The sequence below is a fragment of the Paenibacillus sp. NAIST15-1 genome, assembly GCF_001894745.1.
In the GTDB taxonomy this organism is placed as follows: domain Bacteria; phylum Bacillota; class Bacilli; order Paenibacillales; family Paenibacillaceae; genus Paenibacillus_B; species Paenibacillus_B suaedae.
Genome location: NZ_BBYF01000004.1, coordinates 92,300 through 109,442, shown reverse-complemented (window position 1 = coordinate 109,442; position 17,143 = coordinate 92,300). Strand labels below are relative to the sequence as shown.

The window sequence follows — 17,143 nt, the reverse complement described above, 5'->3', positions numbered from 1 at the left end:
TCCACCAAATACGTAACAAAATCGCAACTTTTTGTCGATTTTGGTAGTCTATATAATAGTAGAGTTGACACGCGAACATATTGACATTTATACATAATAGGACGAAATGGGAGAGAGACACATGGGCAAATCAAATCAAACTGTCCGCCACATCAACACAAGACGGATGGGGAAAAAGGCGGCAGCAGTCGTGCTATCCGGCGCACTGTTCATTCAGCCTGCATTTGGATGGGGAAACTATGTTTATGCGGATGCACCAATAGATTCGACTAGTGGGGATACATATGCAGCACCATTGAATTCATTGCAAAAGCTCAGCGAAGAGATACTTACCTCAGGTGCTAGATTGGTTACCTACCAATACGCGCTGCAGCGGGGCACGAAAACGTATAAGACTCGAATGAATGTGATTGAGGCCGACTTAAGCAATCCCTATATTAAGCTGGATGTCATGACAGGGAAGGACGGCAAGACAGCTACCGGGAACCCAGTCACGAAGATGACGAAGGAAACTGGGGCAGTTGCTGGTGTAAACGGGGACTATTGGATGATGGGCTCCGACCAAGTTCCAATGGGAGGCTCCATTTCGGACGGAGTCATGATTACAAGCCCTGCAGAGCTGACAGGCATGTATGCCTTTGCCGTCACGAAGAGTGGTACGCCTACCATCGATCAGTATCGCTTCACAGGAAATGTGGCCGTGGCGGACGGTCAATCGTTCCCGCTGTCAGGCATCAACAAGATGAAATATGATAAAGAGCCTGGGAAACAGCATAGTCATATCAATGCGATGTACATCTACACAAGCGCTTGGAAAGGAACGAAGCGGCCGAATGATACGACCACAACGCCTACCGAAGTACTTGTACGCAATGGGGTCGTAGAGCAAATCTCTAATATGGGTGCTCTGCCGATGGAGGTTCCTGAAGATGGCGTTATTTTGCGTGGACACGGGCAGGCTGCGGAATTCATGCGCCGCACAATGCAGGTAGGCACATCTCTCAAGATTGATTACAAACTGTTGTCTCAGTCGACAGGCCAATCCGTAGATCCGTCCTCCTTCCAAATGATGATAAGCGGTCATACGCTGCTCGTTGAGAACGGCAAGGCATCCAGCTTCACGCGTGATACGAGTGGCATTAGCGGCAGTGGTGTAACAGCTCGTACAGCAGTCGGCTACTCGAAGGATGGTCGTTACGCTTACATCGTAACAGCTGAATCGAACAGTGTAAGCTCGGGCTTTACATTGAAGGAATTCCAGCAGGCGCTTGTACAGGCAGGTATCTGGAAAGCGGTAAACCTGGACGGCGGTGGTTCCACAACGATGACGAATCGGCCATTAGGCGATTTCGATACGAAGCTGACACATGAAACCAAAGAAGGAGGTAACAATGTTCGTTCTGTTGTCAACGGTCTCGGTGTGTTCACGACAGCTCCAGCAGGCAAAGTGAAGGGCATGACCCTAAGTGGAGAAAAAACGCTATTTATCGGGCAGCGTGCAACATACAGCATGAAGGCCTATGATGAGCATTACAATCCGGTAGATGCTTCTAACTTGGATGTGAAATGGAGTGCTGCGGACGGCAAGATGAAGTGGGATAAGGATGCCTTCGTCGCTCAATCCTCAGGCAAGGCTACCATTGTAGCTACATCCGGAGGAGCGAAAACGACTGCAGAGGTAACGATCATCGGAGCGAAGGACTTATCAAGCCTGCAAATCGCTACCGGCTCAGCTCCACTAAGTGCCGGCGCAAGTGTTCCTGTTCCCGTGAAGGCTACCTTGCTGAATGGCAATCAGGCGACAGTACCTTCATCTGCTGTGAAATGGGAGATTCGCGGCTTCAGCGGTAAGGTTGAGGATGGCGTGCTTAAAGTGAATTCGGTTCCAGAAGGAACGAAGATTGGCTATGCCATTGCAAGCTATGATGGCTTGAGAACAATGATACCTCTGACACTTGGATCGGAGAAATTAATAGAGAATTTCAATCAAACAAATATGGGTGTCTCCTTCTCTGGATTGCCGAAGGGCAGCACGAAGGGGCAAGTCAGCATCGAAGGCGGATTTGGTGGCCGCGGTGCGAATGACAAAGTATTGAAGCTGTCCTATGATATGAATGCAGGCGGCAGCGCTGATAAGTTTGCCTATGCAGAATTGAATGGTTCTACAGGCATGGAACTTCCTAATGGCACTAGCGGTCTGAAGTTCGACGTCTATGGAGACAAGAGCTTTACCAATTTGCGACTAGAGATCCATGACGCGAATAAGAAAATTCACTATGTAAATGTAGTAGAATCGATCAATTGGGAAGGTTGGAAGACGGTAGAAGTGGATTTATCGTCATTGGGTATTTCTTATCCGGCTAAGCTGAAACGAATGTATTTGGTTAACTTCAAGGAAGATCAGGACGAACGTGCAACAGAAGGAACAGTTGCATTCGATAACCTGATCGCACAGCTTCCCGCTGGTTCATCGGATGTTTTCCCTACAGCTACAATGAATTTGACTGTGAACAGCAAGTCTTCCAAGGTGAACGGCGCTGTGAAGAAGCTGGACGTGGCACCAATCGTGTTGAATGGTTCTACCTACGTTCCGGTACGAGTTGTACTTGATGCGTTTGGGGGAGAGGCGCTCTGGAACGGTCCAGCGCAGACGGTTACGATTATGCGCGGCGAACGTTTCCTTGAAATGATCGTGAACCAAAAAGCATTCGTTCGCAACGGCTCTCGACTTGCATCGGATGTCGCACCTATTATTCGACAAGGACGGACTTTAGTCCCGCTTCGCTTTGTATCGGAACAATTAGGCCTAACTGTAAAATGGGAGCAAAATACGAAGTCCATTACTATCCATTGATGTGGTATCATTAAGGATGAAATTCCATTCATCCTTTTATGAACGAGGAGACCGAACGTTAGTGGATAATCAAGTCGATGTCATTGATCGCGTCATTAAGAACGCCATCAAAGTGATGGAAGAGAGCAAATATCAGATTTACGAAATATTGGATTCGTCTCGGAATGAAGCGATAGCTATGAACGCAGAACTGCAGATGGTTATGGATCAGACTGCTGAAATTTGTGATAAGGTGGACGAGCTGGAGCGGAACTATCGTCTAGCTCGTCTGCGTTTGACAGATGTGAGCCGTGATTTTGTCCGGTACACCGAAGAAGATATCAAGCAGGCCTATGAAAAGGCGACGCAGATGCAGCTTGAGCTGATGATGTATCGGGAGAAGGAAGGTTACCTGAAGACACGGCGGGACGATATTCAGAAACGATTGCGCGCGATTGAGGGCTCTGTGGAACGAGCAGAGACAATTGGCTCTCAGATGAGCGTTGCGCTTGAATATTTATCCGGTGATTTGAGTCAGGTAACACGTATTTTGGAATCCGCCAAAACTCGGCAGCTGCTCGGATTGAAGATCATTCTGGCACAGGAAGAAGAGCGGAAGCGGATCGCGCGTGAGATTCATGACGGCCCCGCACAATCCCTTGCTAATCTAGTGCTTAGGACGGAAATTGTAGAAAGAATGCTAAATAAGCAGGAATTTGAAATGGTGCAGAACGAAATAGTAGATTTAAAATCGCAGGTTCGTTTCGGCTTAGAAGAGATCCGCAAGGTGATCTTTAATTTACGTCCAATGGCATTGGACGATTTAGGGCTTGTACCGACTCTGCGCAAATTTATACATGACTATGAAGACAAGCACAGAATTAAGACTTCATTCGAGGTTAGAGGGCTGGAACGCCGGCTGCGCTCTGCGATGGAAGCAGCTATTTACCGGTTGGTCCAGGAGGCCTTCACCAATGCAGCGAAGCATGCGCATCCTTCTTACGTTACATGTGAATTGACGTATGACGAAGAGGAAGTACGCGTGATCGTTCGTGACAATGGCTTTGGTTTCAAGGTAGAGTCCCTGGAAGAAAAATCGAAAGAGCACGCTCATTTTGGCCTCCTGGGCATGCAGGAGCGGGTGGAGCTGCTCGAAGGCCGTATGGAAATTCATTCGGCGGAGAACCGTGGAACTCGCATCGTGATACAAATTCCGACGAATGTGGAGAAGAGAGAGGAGTAAGCAACCTTATGGAGAATCGTAAGAAGGACATAGAAACAATAAAAGTACTCCTTGCTGACGATCACCAGCTCTTTCGTGAGGGCTTGAAGCGTATATTGAATATGGAGGACGATCTGGAGGTCATCGGCGAATGCGGAGATGGCATTCAGGTGCTGGAATTTTGCAATAAGGAAGTGCCGGACGTTGTTCTGATGGATATTAATATGCCAATTGAGAATGGTGTGATCGCTACAGAACGATTGCGTGATATTTTTCCGGATGTAAAGGTAATCATCCTTTCGATACACGATGATGAGAGCTACGTATTCGAAACGCTGCGCAAAGGCGCCTCTGGCTATCTGTTAAAGGATATGGAGGCTGAGTCTTTAATTAATGCTATTCGTTCGGTTGTAACGGGGTATGCTTACATCCATCCGAAGGTAACGGGCAAGCTTATTCAGCAGCTTCGACGGATGACACTGCTTGACGGCAACGGAATCGTGAGCAGTCAATCGAGAGATGCAGGCGTGAAGTTCATTGCTGCGGAAGATAATCCACTGACAAGACGTGAAGCCGAAGTACTTCGCTTGATGGCGGAAGGCAAGAGCAACAAGATGATTGGCGAGTTCTTATTTATTAGTGAGAAGACCGTTAAAAATCATGTCAGCAGCATCCTACAGAAAATGGAGGTCGATGATCGAACCCAAGCGGTCATCAATTCCATTAAGAACGGCTGGGTAACCTTATAGTACACCGTCCCTAGAACTGAATCACAAGGCTAGCTGGCGTTTGTCCGTCACCTCGGCATCTATTGCGGCATACACTTGGTAGTAAGGAGGTGGCCGCATGATCGCAATGCTATGTTGGATTGTGGGATGCTTCGGAATCGCGGTAGCAGCCGTTCATCTGGCTCATCAATGGAGGCAGCTCGTACGCGGCGCTAGACCTGCGCCTTGGATGCATGTCGTGCTTGTGACGGAAAATGATGAACGCCATATCGAATGGGTGATTCGTGCGTATAGTTGGTTTGCTTGGCTGAAAGGACGCAAGCTGCATTTCACGTTTGTCGATGGCGGTTCCACGGACGCTACGTTTCCAATTGCTTCACGTGTAATGAGCGGCTACGATGTGAGCTGGAACTTACTTGTGATTCAAAGGAATGAGCTTGAAGCAACACTGCAAGGATTGAAGCAGCGAGCAGCGGAAGAGACATTAATTGTAATTGAGCCACGGAGTACAGAAGATTGGCGGAAAATTCCCTTCAAGGCTCGAAGTGCCTTGTAAGCGGTGTTGTTCGGGGAGATATGGAATATATTGAACCGAAAATACTACAAATACAGTTAAATTTGGGAAGTTTTCTGAAGTTTAGGGTTGTCAGAATCCGTCGATTCGTATACAATTTTATACAAATACGATAAGGCGCTGGGCATGAAGCACATGCCACCCGATTCCACGGGTGGGGTGTGCTTTTTTTGCGTAATTTGAGCAGATGCGCATCCAGATATCAAGCAGCAAGCATGCTCCGGTGAGCCGTATGGCGAAGGAGAGGGAATAGTCATGCAAGTAAGAATTTATGCCGTGCGCACGGAGTACGGATGGCACTCGGGCATCACTGTAGATTGGCGTGTTGATGTACGCTATTGGTTAGCAGGGGAAGGGAGCCTGTCCCGTGGGTCAAAACTCGTTGTTTTGCATCAGCAGCTGCCGATTCAAGTTGGCCTCGCTGTGCTGGAACAATTCAAGCCAAGCGAAGCTATGGAGCGTTGGGGAGAGCAGGGCTGGGTTCGTTATTTTGCTGATATTCTTTCCCCGTGTGTGGAGGAGTTTGAAGAAGAAGCTAAGCGGAGGCTGATGCAGGAGCACCTAGCTGTTGCGATTATCGAAGCGCCATATTCGGAGCCGACCTCCAAGCTGTTCGTCATGGAAAAGCAGAAGCCTATGTATCGGGTCGCAGAACAATCCGTAGCCTATGCAACAACACAATGGGATGCGAATTCATCTGGGCTGCCTGCTTCTTTCCTTGGGGAAGGTGTGTCTCAGGCAGGAGTATGGTCCGCATTGCATGCTGATGCTTATCGTATCGCCTATGGAATTTGTGGTCGATTGCTTTTGGATGAAGAATTGATTCAATTCCTGCGGGATGCGGGAGCGGAACATTTAATTGCGAGCAGATATTCGCTCATCCAGTGGGGGTGGCTGCATGGCTGGGTGGAGCTGAGGGCAGGGATGTCATTTACTCGCCGGGATGACGGCGGTAAGCTGCCTACTACTGCTAGCCGTATTTCCCCGCTGAAACGAGTCATGCGATCCCTCTATAAAGCCTCGGTTACGATTTGCTGCGGACGCTGTGGGGGTTCAGAGGGTTTAAGCAGCTCCACTTGCTCGACTTGCCATTCTTTACAATGCTGGACGTGTACACAATGCTTGAATGTGGGGCGCTGCCGGTCTTGTTCTATTTTGATTGCTGGCAAGCTGTATCGAGGTGACGACAGTGCCGCAGCGCTTATTTCGAATCGAGAGGAGCAGTTAGAGAAGTGGGGGCTGGCTCCAGCACAGTTAGAGGCGAGTAGACAGGCATTGAATTATATTGATGGAGTTCGTGCAAGGAACCAAGTTGTTAGGCTGTCTGAGATGAATACATCTGGAAGTAGAAGTACGGTACAGGGAACAAGGGGCAATTTGCGTAAGGGCGCCTTTTTATTATGGGCCGTAACTGGGGCTGGAAAGACGGAGATGATTTTTCCGCTCGTGGAGGACACGCTGCTGCATGGTGGACGTGTATTGATTGCCACGCCGCGACGTGATGTTGTACTGGAATTGAAGCCTAGGATAGAGAAGGCGTTTCCTGCACAGAAGGTCGTTACGTTGTATGGAGGCAGCCCGGAACGGTGGCGAGATGGAGATATTACTATCGCGACCACCCATCAGCTGATTCGTTTCGAGGAAGCCTTCGAATTAGCTATTATCGATGAGCTGGATGCATTCCCTTATCATAATGATCCGATGCTGCAGCGTACAGCAGAACGCGCTTGTACGCCCGGGGGTGTGTTCGTCTATTTATCCGCGACACCGCCAGAGGCGATGCAGCAGAATGTTCGAAGAGGCAAGCTCTCTCATGCTAGGGTGCCAGTGCGTTTCCATCGTCATCCACTTCCTATCCCGATGAGAATCACAATGCCTTCGGTTGCTCAGTGCTTATCTGCACATGGGCTGCCAGCACTACTGCTGGCACGCATGAATCATTCGGTAAGTAGAGGTGCCCAGCTGTTTGTGTTCCTTTCTCGTATTCGTCAAGTAGATCCGCTTGTACGTCTGCTGCGCGAACGTATTCCCGGTGTCCATATCGATGGAACGTCAGCGGCAGATGAGAGCCGAGGGGATAAAGTAATTCAATTTCGAGAACGGAACATTCGTGTGCTCGTCACGACAACGATTCTGGAACGAGGTGTGACGGTACCGATGAGCGATGTATTCATTCTTGATGCAGACGATCGCTTGTTCGATGCAGCTTCACTAGTACAGATGGCGGGCAGAGCAGGGCGTTCGAAGGATGATCCTGCAGGATTGGTCGTGTTTGGCTCCCCGCAGTGGAATCGATCACAGCGGTCAGCAGTTCGGCAAATTCGGGACATGAATCGGATTGCAGCCAGAAAAGGATATTTGTTGTCAGGAGCGGTCAGGAGACAGCGGATTGGGTAGAAGAATGAGATGGGGTGACTTGCTGGAGAAGATATATGGCGGGATGCTTAGTCCGAGTCAGCAGGCATGTATCATTTGCAAAAGATCCATTCGGATGAACGATACAGCTCTACGTCCACTTTATCCCTACGAACAGAGCCTTATGTCTCTGGTGTGCTATAAGTGTGTCAATCTAATCCCATGGATTCGTGAATTAGGCTGTGCATATTGCGGGCGAGCGATCCGCTGTCCAGATTGTCAGCGCCATCCTTTGCGAAATGACGGTCTAAGAGCCAATCGAAGCGTGGTGCGATATGACGAACAAATGAAGCAATGGCTGTCTCAGTATAAATTCAAGGGGGATCGAGTGTATGAGTTGGTCATGGTCAGGATGATGCAGCTTGCCTATGAACCGCTGCTGTCCACCGTGTGGGAACGGCGACCAAGCATTAGAGATGGTGGGATCACTGCGTTGTTCCAGGGCAAGTTGGATGCGATTCTGCCAGATCTCATTACATATGTACCATCTACTCGGGAGCGTATCCAAGTTCGCGGATTCAATCAGGCAGAGCAATTCGCATGGGCGCTGGGGAGAGAATGGGGGAGGCCGGTCGTAGAGCTTCTGGCGCGCACACAGGATGCAGAGAAGCAGAGCAAGCAATCTCGAATAGGCAGGGAGCGAAGCATATCTAATGCGTTCAAGCAGCATCAATGGGCGGGGAGAAGCCTGCAAGAGGCCTGGGGTGCTTGTAAGGGGAGAGAAGGGAGCAACGCAGCTGAATTGCGGGTACTTCTTATTGACGATGTATATACAACAGGGAGTACGATAAGAGCCTATTCTCGCAAGCTATCGTCCTTATGCAGGGATCTTGACTGTCCGGTCTCGATTGTCAGCTATACGTGGGCGAGGGCATAGACGAAGAGGAGCGCAGTACGACTACTCGTCTCGGAGATGAGAGGCGATTACGGTTTGGAAGGCTGAGAATGAGATGCGTCCTCAAGCTTATAAGAGGCTGTTCCAGCTGGTATGTAAAGTGTGCAAGGCTTATGAATAAAAATTTGCTCGTCATCTGCCGAATATTGCGATATGATGAAGAAATGAAGCATCGTAGGAGGCGAATGACATGGAGCTGAGCAATTGTCTGCGCTGCGGAGTTCTTTTTGCCAAGGCGTTCCGAGATCTCTGTCCAAATTGCTTGAAAGAAATCGAACAGGAGTATGAACGCTGTGCTGCTTATCTGCGTGAAGCACGTCAAGCCACGATGCATGAGCTGAGTGAAGCAACAGAAGTAAGCGTTCGTCAAATCACGCGTTTTATTAAAGAAGGGCGCATTTCCATATATCAGGCACCGAATCTGACTTATGAATGTGAAATATGCAGCCAGCCGATACGCGAAGGGAATATGTGCGAATCTTGCCGAACTCGCCTTGTGAAAGAGCTTACACAGACAGTAGTTGGTACAGATGAGAAGAAGGAAGCTTCTCGCATGGGGGATGGCGCCTATCGTGTCATTGATACGAAACGGACACGCGAATAATTCAAATTTGGAGTTTGTCAATAACAAAACTCTCTGAAATGAGATTTTTTAGATTAAGTTCATAATATTCATGACAATACATCTAAATAATTCTTGACACTGCGCCGATAATCTTAGTAAAGGTTATCGGCTTTTCTTATTGATAAGATGGAATGAAGCAGTAATGAAGCAGTCAAAAGGCAATATTGAAAGATGTAATGGGTGCTTCATCAATGATGGATAACGATATAAGTTTGTCTTATGGAACGAGGTGAATGGGATGAAAATTAATGAAACACAGCGTCTTGGCGCGATCCAATATTCTCAGAAACAACAGGCAATGAATCGTGCATCGCAGAAGCCTTCCCGCAAGGATGAGCTGATCATCTCGACTGAAGCACAGGAAATGCTAGAAGCACAGAACCGGGTACATGATCCTGCTCGCAGTGAGCGCATTGCAGATTTGAAGAAGGCGGTATCTACCGGAACCTATCATGTGGAAGCGGACAAGATTGCAGAGAAGATGCTTCCATTGTTCCGTAAAGAGAACAAATGAGCGGAGGAACAGGTGTGAGTGTGCAGCGAATCATTGGATCGCTAACGCTTCTGAACGACTTGCACAAGCAGCTGCTTGATATTGCAGAAGAGAAGAAGCAAGTGATCATCAAGAACGACGTGGAAGGCTTGTCGCAGCTTATGACGAAGGAATCCAGACTGTTGAAGCAGGTTGCGGAGGCGGATGAGGAGCGGTTGCAGGCAACACAGGAGTTCATACAGGAGAAGGGCATACGATCCCAGTTGAATTTGACGGTGACGGAAATTGCTCGGCTTGTATTCCAAGCGGAGGAACGCGTGGAGCTGCTGAATATACAGCGGGATTTGTCCGATACCCTGCATAAGCTGAAGGAAAGCAATGTCATTATCCAGGAACTGTTGCAGCAATCGTTGTCCTTTGTCGAATACTCCTTGAATCTGTATATGAGCCGACCAGAGGATGAAGTTGTGTATCAACATCCAGCACAAGCCAGCTCGAGCACACCGCGCAGCATGTTCGACACAAGAGCGTAGAAGCAAGGATGAAAGCAGGTTATAAAGGTACAGCTTTACCTATTTAGATAACAGATAGAAAGCTGAAGTGCGAAGCTACGGAGAAAGTGAGGAAGCGAGCGATGCGTTCGACTTTTCATACATTAGAAATTGGTAAACGGGGCATTATGGCCCACCAGACGTCCATCAGCACAACAGGTCACAATATTACGAATGCGAATACGCCTGGCTATTCGCGTCAAGTCGCAAGGTTGACGGCTGCACGTCCGATTGATTATCCAGGGATGTATAACTTGTCTAAGAACCCGAACCAATTAGGAATGGGTGTCGAGGTGGATAGTATCCGCCGAGTGCGTGACTTCTTGCTGGATATCGAATATCGAAACCAGAATACGGTACATTCCACATGGAAGGTGAAGCAGGAGACGCTTGGCAATATTGAGGGCGTATTCAATGAGCCTTCGGATAACAGCTTGGCAAAGAGCGTATCAGAGTTTTGGAATGCTTGGCAGCTGCTCAGTAAGAATCCGGGTAACTCTGATCTCTCCGCACGTACCGTTGTACAACAAAAAGCGGTTGCATTGACGGAAACGTTCAACCATATCTCAAACCAGTTGAACACGCTGGAGAGTAACTTGACTGAGCGAATAAATGTAAAGATTGGCGAGGCAAACAACTATATTACCCAGATTTCTGATTTGACTCAGATGATTAAGCGTATCGAAGGTCTTGGCGACAATGCCAACGATTTGCGGGACAAGCGGGATTTGCTGGTCGATCAGCTCTCCGGGCTTGGCAACGTGAATGTTGTTGAAGGAGAAGAAACGTATCAAGTATCCTTTGGTGGCACACTTGTTATTGATAATATGGCGATGACGCCAATTACGGACGGCGACATAGGTGCGTTAACAGATGGTGAAATTAAAGGCTACGTGGAATCGAGAGATATTCATGTTGCCGAATATAAACGTCAATTGGACATTATCGCGAACACGATTGCCAATGGCCCAGTAGAGGTTACCATCCCAGCGGGTACGATATTGCCGCCTGGGGTATCCATACCAAATGCAGTAATGGATCCATCCAATCCGCGTAAGCTGATGAACGATACGAAGTACACCGTAAACGGTCTGAATGGTTTGCACAAGATGGGCTATGCTCTGTCTGAACCTGCGAAGCAAGGCGGAGACTTCTTTGTATCGCAGAATGGCGGCCCGATCACGGCTAACAATATGAGAGTAAACGCAGATATATTGAGTGACGTGAAGAACATTGCAGCTTCGATGCGTACAGAAGTGCGTCAAGGACCTAATGGTACAACGCAAGAAGTACCGCTGCAAGGGAACGGCGATATGGCTTTGCTTATTGCGAGCTTGGCAGAGAAAGTATACAGCTTCTCTGAACCGGGCGCAGTTACGAAGTCAGCGACGATTAACAGCTATGTACAGTCGGTCGTAGCACAACTTGGTACAGATGCTGACCATGCGACAAAGATGGTAGAGAACAGTTTGCTGCTGGCGGATCATGCGGACAGCTTGCGTCAAGCAGTTAGCAGCGTATCGATGGATGAGGAAATGTCGGACTTGATCAAATTCCAACATGCATACAGCGCTTCATCACGGATTATTACAACGATGGACGAAATGTTGGACAAGCTCATTAACGGCACCGGCGTCGTCGGCAGATAAGGAGGAAGAGTAACATGCGTATAACACAATCGATGATGAGCAGCTCCATGATGAAGAACTTGCAGAATAACTATAAGCGGCTGGACAAATATCAAGAACAACTCATGACGAACCGCCGCCTGAACCGCCCTTCTGACGACCCTGTCGGCGTGGCAAGTGCACTGCATTATCGTGCGGAGATTAGTTCTACAACACAGTTTACGGAAAATGTGGAAGATGCGGATTCATTCATGAAGTTTACAGATACCGTAATGAATGAAGCTACTCAAATTGTTCAGAAGCTGTCTGAGTTGGCTGTACAGGGTGGTACAGATACGGTTCCAAAGGATGCTCGAGAAAATATTGCACGTGAAGTAGAGCAATTGTACACACATTTGGTTTCTTTAGGGAACTCCCAATTTAAAGGGCGCTATATATTCAACGGGCAACGTACGAATCAGCAGCCTTATCCGGAAGATCCAGCTAACGAAAAATATACATTAGATGATGGTGTAGTTCAGTATCAAGTAGGTGCAGGGATATACGTGGATGTTAATATGTTAGGCGATAAGGTGTTCGGGAAGTTTGGGGATGCCGACAACTTATTTACAATTGTTAATGATATGAAGAAAGCTCTGCTTAGTGACAATACAGGTGGGATTGCAGGCGCAATTCCGAAGCTACAAGGAGCTTTGGAAAAGTTGGTCATTGGACAAGCGGAGGTCGGGGCTAAGCAAAATCGATTGGAATTTACAACAAGTCGTCTGGAAGACCTTAACATGAATTATGTTTCATTACAGTCTGCTACCGAGGATATTGATATGCCAAAGGTAATAACAGAATTGAAGACCGCAGAAAGTATATTCCAAGCGTCTCTCGACACAATTGCTCGTATTTCACGTCCAAGCTTGCTAGATTTCTTACGATAGGGTGATGTGATGTGAATATACCTCATATCCAGATAAATCAGCAATTCTCAAGGGTCGGGCTAGAACGTGAGGCGGGTGTATTAAATATTGAAACACCGCCTCCTCAACTAGAGATCTCTCAACAACAAGTAGTCGTTCGTATGGATCATAGTGATAGCAAATTAGAAATTGATTCACGAAAAGCTTGGTCAGCCCTGGGGAAAGCAAGATTTGAGGAAGTGACGGATCGAATTGCTCAAGAATCACTTCAAATCTCCATGCAGAATATTGCTAACTTGGCTAGTGAAGGCGATCGTATGATGGCATTTCATAAGAAAGAAAACGCATTTTCCGAGATTGCTAGAGAGCGGATGTTCAGACAGTACCCAATTGAAATTTGCGGGCCGCCGAGCTACGATAATGTCGAGGTGGAGTTTACTCCAGGTGAATTGAAGACAGAGTGGAACCCTGGAGGTGTACAGCTTAATTTCGAGAGCACCAAACCGAAAATTGATTATTATCCTGGCAAGGTAAATCCGTATTTGATTCAAAAAAACTACATTTTTTTCTCCAGTAGCGGCAAACAATTGGATGCAGTAGTATAATGAGGGTGAAGTAGCTATATAGAACGCAAGATGTTCTTTATAGCTATTTTATTTTGGGAGGGATACAGATGGAAGTGAAGTCTTCACGTCTTGGAATATTACGAGTAAAAGAGGAAGATATCATTACGTTTCAGAACGGCATTTTAGGGTTTCCAGAATCGAAGGAGTATGTATGGGTGCATTCTATTGAGCCTGATTTGCCAATCGAGTGTTTGCAGTGCACAATAGACGAACAATTTTCATTTATGATCGTAGATCCATTTTTGTTTGCTCCAGAGTATGTGTTCGATCTCAGTGAAGGAATCAAGCAGTCGCTGGAAATCACCTCAAAAAACCATGTTATTGTCCGGGTTATCCTTACAGCAAGACCAGACAATAAAACCACTTTAAATTTAAGAGCGCCTCTTATTATGAACGTAAATAATAACCGTGCCACACAAATTATTTTAGACGGCCCTCAATATCAGTTGCAATATCCAATAGGGAGGGGATAACTATGCTGGTTCTGACAAGAGCCAAGGGTCAGAAGATTATGATTGGACAAGATATTGTTTTAACCGTTGTAGAGGTGAATGGTGATCAGGTTCGACTTGGGATTGCAGCTCCTTCAGATGTCCCCGTCTATCGAGAAGAAATTTATCAAAGTATTAAGGAGCAAAATGAGATTGCTGCAAATTCAAATATCTCGAAGGAGCAACTCCAAACTATTGAAGAATTATTAAAGAAAAAAAGTTGAATAAAAAAGTCAATTAGCTATAAATTTCGACTAATAGATGCCGATATATATATTAGAAGGTCATACGAATGATTCTATCGGCCGAAGAACTACGTTGACCAATAGGGTGTGAGCAAGGAAGCGAACACCATAACACGATTCCAGGGAGGAACTTAATCATGCGTATTAACCACAACATGGGTGCCTATAACGCGCACCGCCAATTGACTACCAACAACACTCAACAAGGGAAATCCCTTGAAAAATTGTCTTCCGGTTACCGTATTAACCGTGCAGCGGACGATGCAGCAGGTCTTGCTATCTCCGAGAAAATGCGCAACCAAATCCGCGGTTTGGAGCAAGCTTCCAAGAATGCTTTGGATGGTATCTCCTTGATTCAAACTGCTGAAGGTGCATTGAACGAAACTCATGCAATGTTGCAACGTATGGGTGAATTGTACACTCAAGCTGCAAACGAAGTGTTGACTGATGAAGACAATAAGAAAATCGATTCGGAAGTAAAACAATTGACAGAACAAATCTCTGCAATTGCTAACCAAACAAGCTTCAATACTAAAAACTTGTTGGGAGACAGCGCTCCAACTGACATTACATTCCAAGTTGGTGCGAACAAAGATGAAACTATCAAGTTGACATTGTCAAAAGCAACTGCTGCTGAACTTAAAGTTGATAGCTTGACAGCACTTGATGGCAAAAATGCTACAGCAACTGGCAACCTTGAAAAAGTTCAAACGGCGATCGACTCTGTTTCCAAGATTCGTTCCGACTTGGGTGCTGTACAAAATCGCTTAGAGCATACAATTAACAACTTGGGAACAACTGCTGAAAACTTGCAAGCTGCTGAATCCCGTATTCGTGATGTTGATATGGCTAAAGAAATGAGCGAGTTCACGAAGAACAACATTCTTCAACAAGCTGCTACAGCAATGCTGGCGCAAGCTAACCAACAACCACAAGGCGTACTTCAATTGCTTCGTTAAGATGTTTCTGGGAAGCCGGCCGGTATCAACCGGTCGGCTTCTTTAATATTCGATGAAAACAAAAAAAGGGGTATTGAAGATGAGGGTGGCGCAACATTTTACCGTATGGCCAACTCTTTCGCAAATTCAGACTGTACATATTGAAAAATCGGATCAACATTCTCTGCAGGAATCAAATTTTATCCCTATCGGGATGCGGAAACTTGACAGTGTCGTCGAGCAGGGGAATAAAGCTTTGAAGAGCGTAGACACCTACTTAAAAGTGTCAGTTCATGAAAAAACCAATCAGATAGTTGTGAAGATAATTGATACAGCTACGGACGAAGTGATCAAAGAAATACCACCTGAAAAATTTTTAGATCTTGTTCACAGTTTGTGCGAGCAACTTGGAATATTTGTTGATGAAAAGAGATAGGAGGGAAGGAGAAAATGATTAATCCAATCCGTCTTTCTGGAATGTCATCCGGTTTAGATACAGATAAAATGATTAACGATTTGATGAAAGCAGCGCGGCAACCTGCCAATAAGCTGAAACAGCAAAAACAAACGCTAATGTGGCAGCGTGAAGAATATCGAAACATGAATTCCATGATGTCTAGCTTTAAAAATTTGGCAGATAAGTTACGCTTTTCTTCTACATTTAATAAATTATCAGCTTCAAGCAGCAACAATTCCGTAATCACTGCATCGGCCAATTCGTCGGCAGGGAATGGAAGTTATGTTGTAAAAGTTGATCAACTTGCGACTTCCTCCACTAACGTTGGAGATGCATTTAGTTCGGCAGTAGATTTAAAAGCGAAGGGCTTAACGCCAGGGGAATTTTCAATTACGGTAGACGGGAAGGAGCAGAAATTCGAAATTAATGCTGATTCTACGCTCGAGTCCGTAATGAATAGTGTGAATAAGGCTAATATTGGCGTACGCATGAGCTTTGATAGTATAAACAAAAGGTTCATGTTAACGTCGGCGAGTACTGGCGATATCTCTACTTTCTCCATAAACGATAGTTCTGGAGCGCTTTCTACAAATTTCAATATACAAGCAGCTAATACTAATGTAGGTCAAAACGCTAAGGCAACAATAAATGGCGTAGCTATGGAGATGGCTAATAATTCGTTTGAATTTAATGGTGTGAAATTTGATCTTAAAGGTGTTTCCACATCAGAAGTAACGGTTACGGTAACTAGAGATACGCAGGATCTGGTGTCCCAGATCAAAGATTTCGTTGAGAAATATAATGAAATTGTGGATAAAATTCAAGCAAAAACAACAGAAAGACCAAACCGGAACTATTATCCACTAAGTGACGAGGAAAAGGAAAGCATGAAAGACAGCCAGATTCAGTTGTGGGAATCTAAGGCTAAAGCGGGTTTGTTATATCGGGATGATATTTTGCAAGACGCGATGAATTCACTCCGCAGAGATTTAACGAGTCCCATAAAAGACATTTCTGGCTCTATTAAATCTTTAAAAGATATCGGAATAACTTTTAAACCATTTGTTCAAGGAAACACGAAGGATTTAGCAAAAATCCAATTAGATGAACAAAAGCTTCAGGATGCAATAAATTCAAATCCTGACGAAGTCATGAAATTGTTTACCAAGTCTAGTAATCTAGACTCCAAGGATCCGAATTACAGATCAGAAATTGGATATGGTGAGCGACTGTACGACACCTTGGGCAACTCAATGAAAAAGATTACAAAAAAAATCGGATCGGGTTCGGTTTCAGATGCTGTCGATGGCAGTATTTTTGGTAATAGATTACGTGATATGAACAAAAAGCTGGATTCCCTTGAAGACAAACTTAAAATGACAGAAAATCGTTACTACAAGCAATTCACTGCAATGGAAAAGGCTATTCAGAAATTAAATAGCCAAGGTTCATGGTTAGCGCAACAATTGGGACAAGGCTGATTATAACAATTCGGAAATTATTTGTGTAAAGGG

The 17,143-nt window shown here is 46.0% G+C and carries 17 protein-coding genes; all 17 read left to right on the top strand.

Going from position 1 to position 17,143, the window contains the following annotated elements; all coding sequences use genetic code 11:
* Positions 1-121 precede the first annotated feature (121 nt).
* On the top strand, positions 122-2,854 hold the full coding sequence (locus PBN151_RS11450; RefSeq protein WP_072729055.1) for a stalk domain-containing protein: 2,733 nt from the start codon (positions 122-124) through the stop codon (positions 2,852-2,854).
* Between the two features lie 61 nt (positions 2,855-2,915).
* The gene (locus PBN151_RS11445) at positions 2,916-4,076 is read left to right on the top strand and encodes a sensor histidine kinase (protein ID WP_021257134.1); all 1,161 of its coding nucleotides are present in this window, start codon (positions 2,916-2,918) and stop codon (positions 4,074-4,076) included.
* Positions 4,077-4,084: 8 nt separating this feature from the next.
* Positions 4,085-4,804, top strand: a complete 720-nt coding sequence (locus tag PBN151_RS11440) for a response regulator (RefSeq protein WP_021257133.1) — start codon at positions 4,085-4,087, stop codon at positions 4,802-4,804.
* A 97-nt stretch (positions 4,805-4,901) separates the two neighbouring features.
* Complete coding sequence (locus PBN151_RS11435) at positions 4,902-5,339, top strand: glycosyltransferase (RefSeq protein ID WP_072729054.1); 438 nt, start codon at positions 4,902-4,904, stop codon at positions 5,337-5,339.
* A gap of 273 nt (positions 5,340-5,612) precedes the next feature.
* Positions 5,613-7,754 (top strand): helicase-related protein, encoded by a 2,142-nt coding sequence (locus PBN151_RS11430; RefSeq protein ID WP_072729053.1) that lies wholly within the window; start codon positions 5,613-5,615, stop codon positions 7,752-7,754.
* Positions 7,747-8,649 (top strand): ComF family protein, encoded by a 903-nt coding sequence (locus tag PBN151_RS11425; protein ID WP_072729052.1) that lies wholly within the window; start codon positions 7,747-7,749, stop codon positions 8,647-8,649. Before PBN151_RS11430 ends, PBN151_RS11425 begins: the two co-directional genes overlap by 8 nt.
* 208 nt (positions 8,650-8,857) lie before the next feature.
* On the top strand, positions 8,858-9,271 hold the full coding sequence (locus PBN151_RS11420; protein ID WP_072729051.1) for a TIGR03826 family flagellar region protein: 414 nt from the start codon (positions 8,858-8,860) through the stop codon (positions 9,269-9,271).
* A 259-nt stretch (positions 9,272-9,530) separates the two neighbouring features.
* A complete protein-coding gene (gene flgM / locus PBN151_RS11415) occupies positions 9,531-9,806 on the top strand; it encodes a flagellar biosynthesis anti-sigma factor FlgM (protein ID WP_072729050.1) in 276 nt (91 codons plus the stop codon).
* A complete protein-coding gene (locus PBN151_RS11410) occupies positions 9,803-10,318 on the top strand; it encodes a flagellar protein FlgN (RefSeq protein ID WP_139295326.1) in 516 nt (171 codons plus the stop codon). The genes flgM and PBN151_RS11410 overlap by 4 nt, the downstream gene beginning before the upstream one ends.
* A gap of 101 nt (positions 10,319-10,419) precedes the next feature.
* Complete coding sequence (gene flgK / locus PBN151_RS11405; protein ID WP_072729049.1) at positions 10,420-11,985, top strand: flagellar hook-associated protein FlgK; 1,566 nt, start codon at positions 10,420-10,422, stop codon at positions 11,983-11,985.
* A gap of 14 nt (positions 11,986-11,999) precedes the next feature.
* Positions 12,000-12,893 carry a flagellar hook-associated protein FlgL gene (gene flgL / locus PBN151_RS11400; protein WP_072729048.1) on the top strand — a complete coding sequence of 298 codons (894 nt, stop codon included), beginning with the start codon at positions 12,000-12,002 and terminating at the stop codon, positions 12,891-12,893.
* 11 nt (positions 12,894-12,904) lie between these two features.
* On the top strand, positions 12,905-13,477 hold the full coding sequence (locus PBN151_RS11395) for a DUF6470 family protein (RefSeq protein ID WP_072729047.1): 573 nt from the start codon (positions 12,905-12,907) through the stop codon (positions 13,475-13,477).
* A 68-nt stretch (positions 13,478-13,545) separates the two neighbouring features.
* A complete protein-coding gene (fliW, locus tag PBN151_RS11390) occupies positions 13,546-13,971 on the top strand; it encodes a flagellar assembly protein FliW (RefSeq protein ID WP_072729046.1) in 426 nt (141 codons plus the stop codon).
* Positions 13,972-13,973: 2 nt separating this feature from the next.
* Positions 13,974-14,213 carry a carbon storage regulator CsrA gene (csrA, locus tag PBN151_RS11385; RefSeq protein WP_072729045.1) on the top strand — a complete coding sequence of 80 codons (240 nt, stop codon included), beginning with the start codon at positions 13,974-13,976 and terminating at the stop codon, positions 14,211-14,213.
* 158 nt (positions 14,214-14,371) lie between these two features.
* Positions 14,372-15,193, top strand: coding sequence for a flagellin N-terminal helical domain-containing protein (locus PBN151_RS11380; protein WP_072729044.1), 822 nt, complete (start codon positions 14,372-14,374; stop codon positions 15,191-15,193).
* A gap of 52 nt (positions 15,194-15,245) precedes the next feature.
* Complete coding sequence (locus PBN151_RS11375; RefSeq protein ID WP_083545105.1) at positions 15,246-15,608, top strand: flagellar protein FlaG; 363 nt, start codon at positions 15,246-15,248, stop codon at positions 15,606-15,608.
* Between the two features lie 14 nt (positions 15,609-15,622).
* Positions 15,623-17,110 (top strand): flagellar filament capping protein FliD, encoded by a 1,488-nt coding sequence (gene fliD, locus PBN151_RS11370; protein WP_072729042.1) that lies wholly within the window; start codon positions 15,623-15,625, stop codon positions 17,108-17,110.
* Positions 17,111-17,143: the final 33 nt, after the last annotated feature.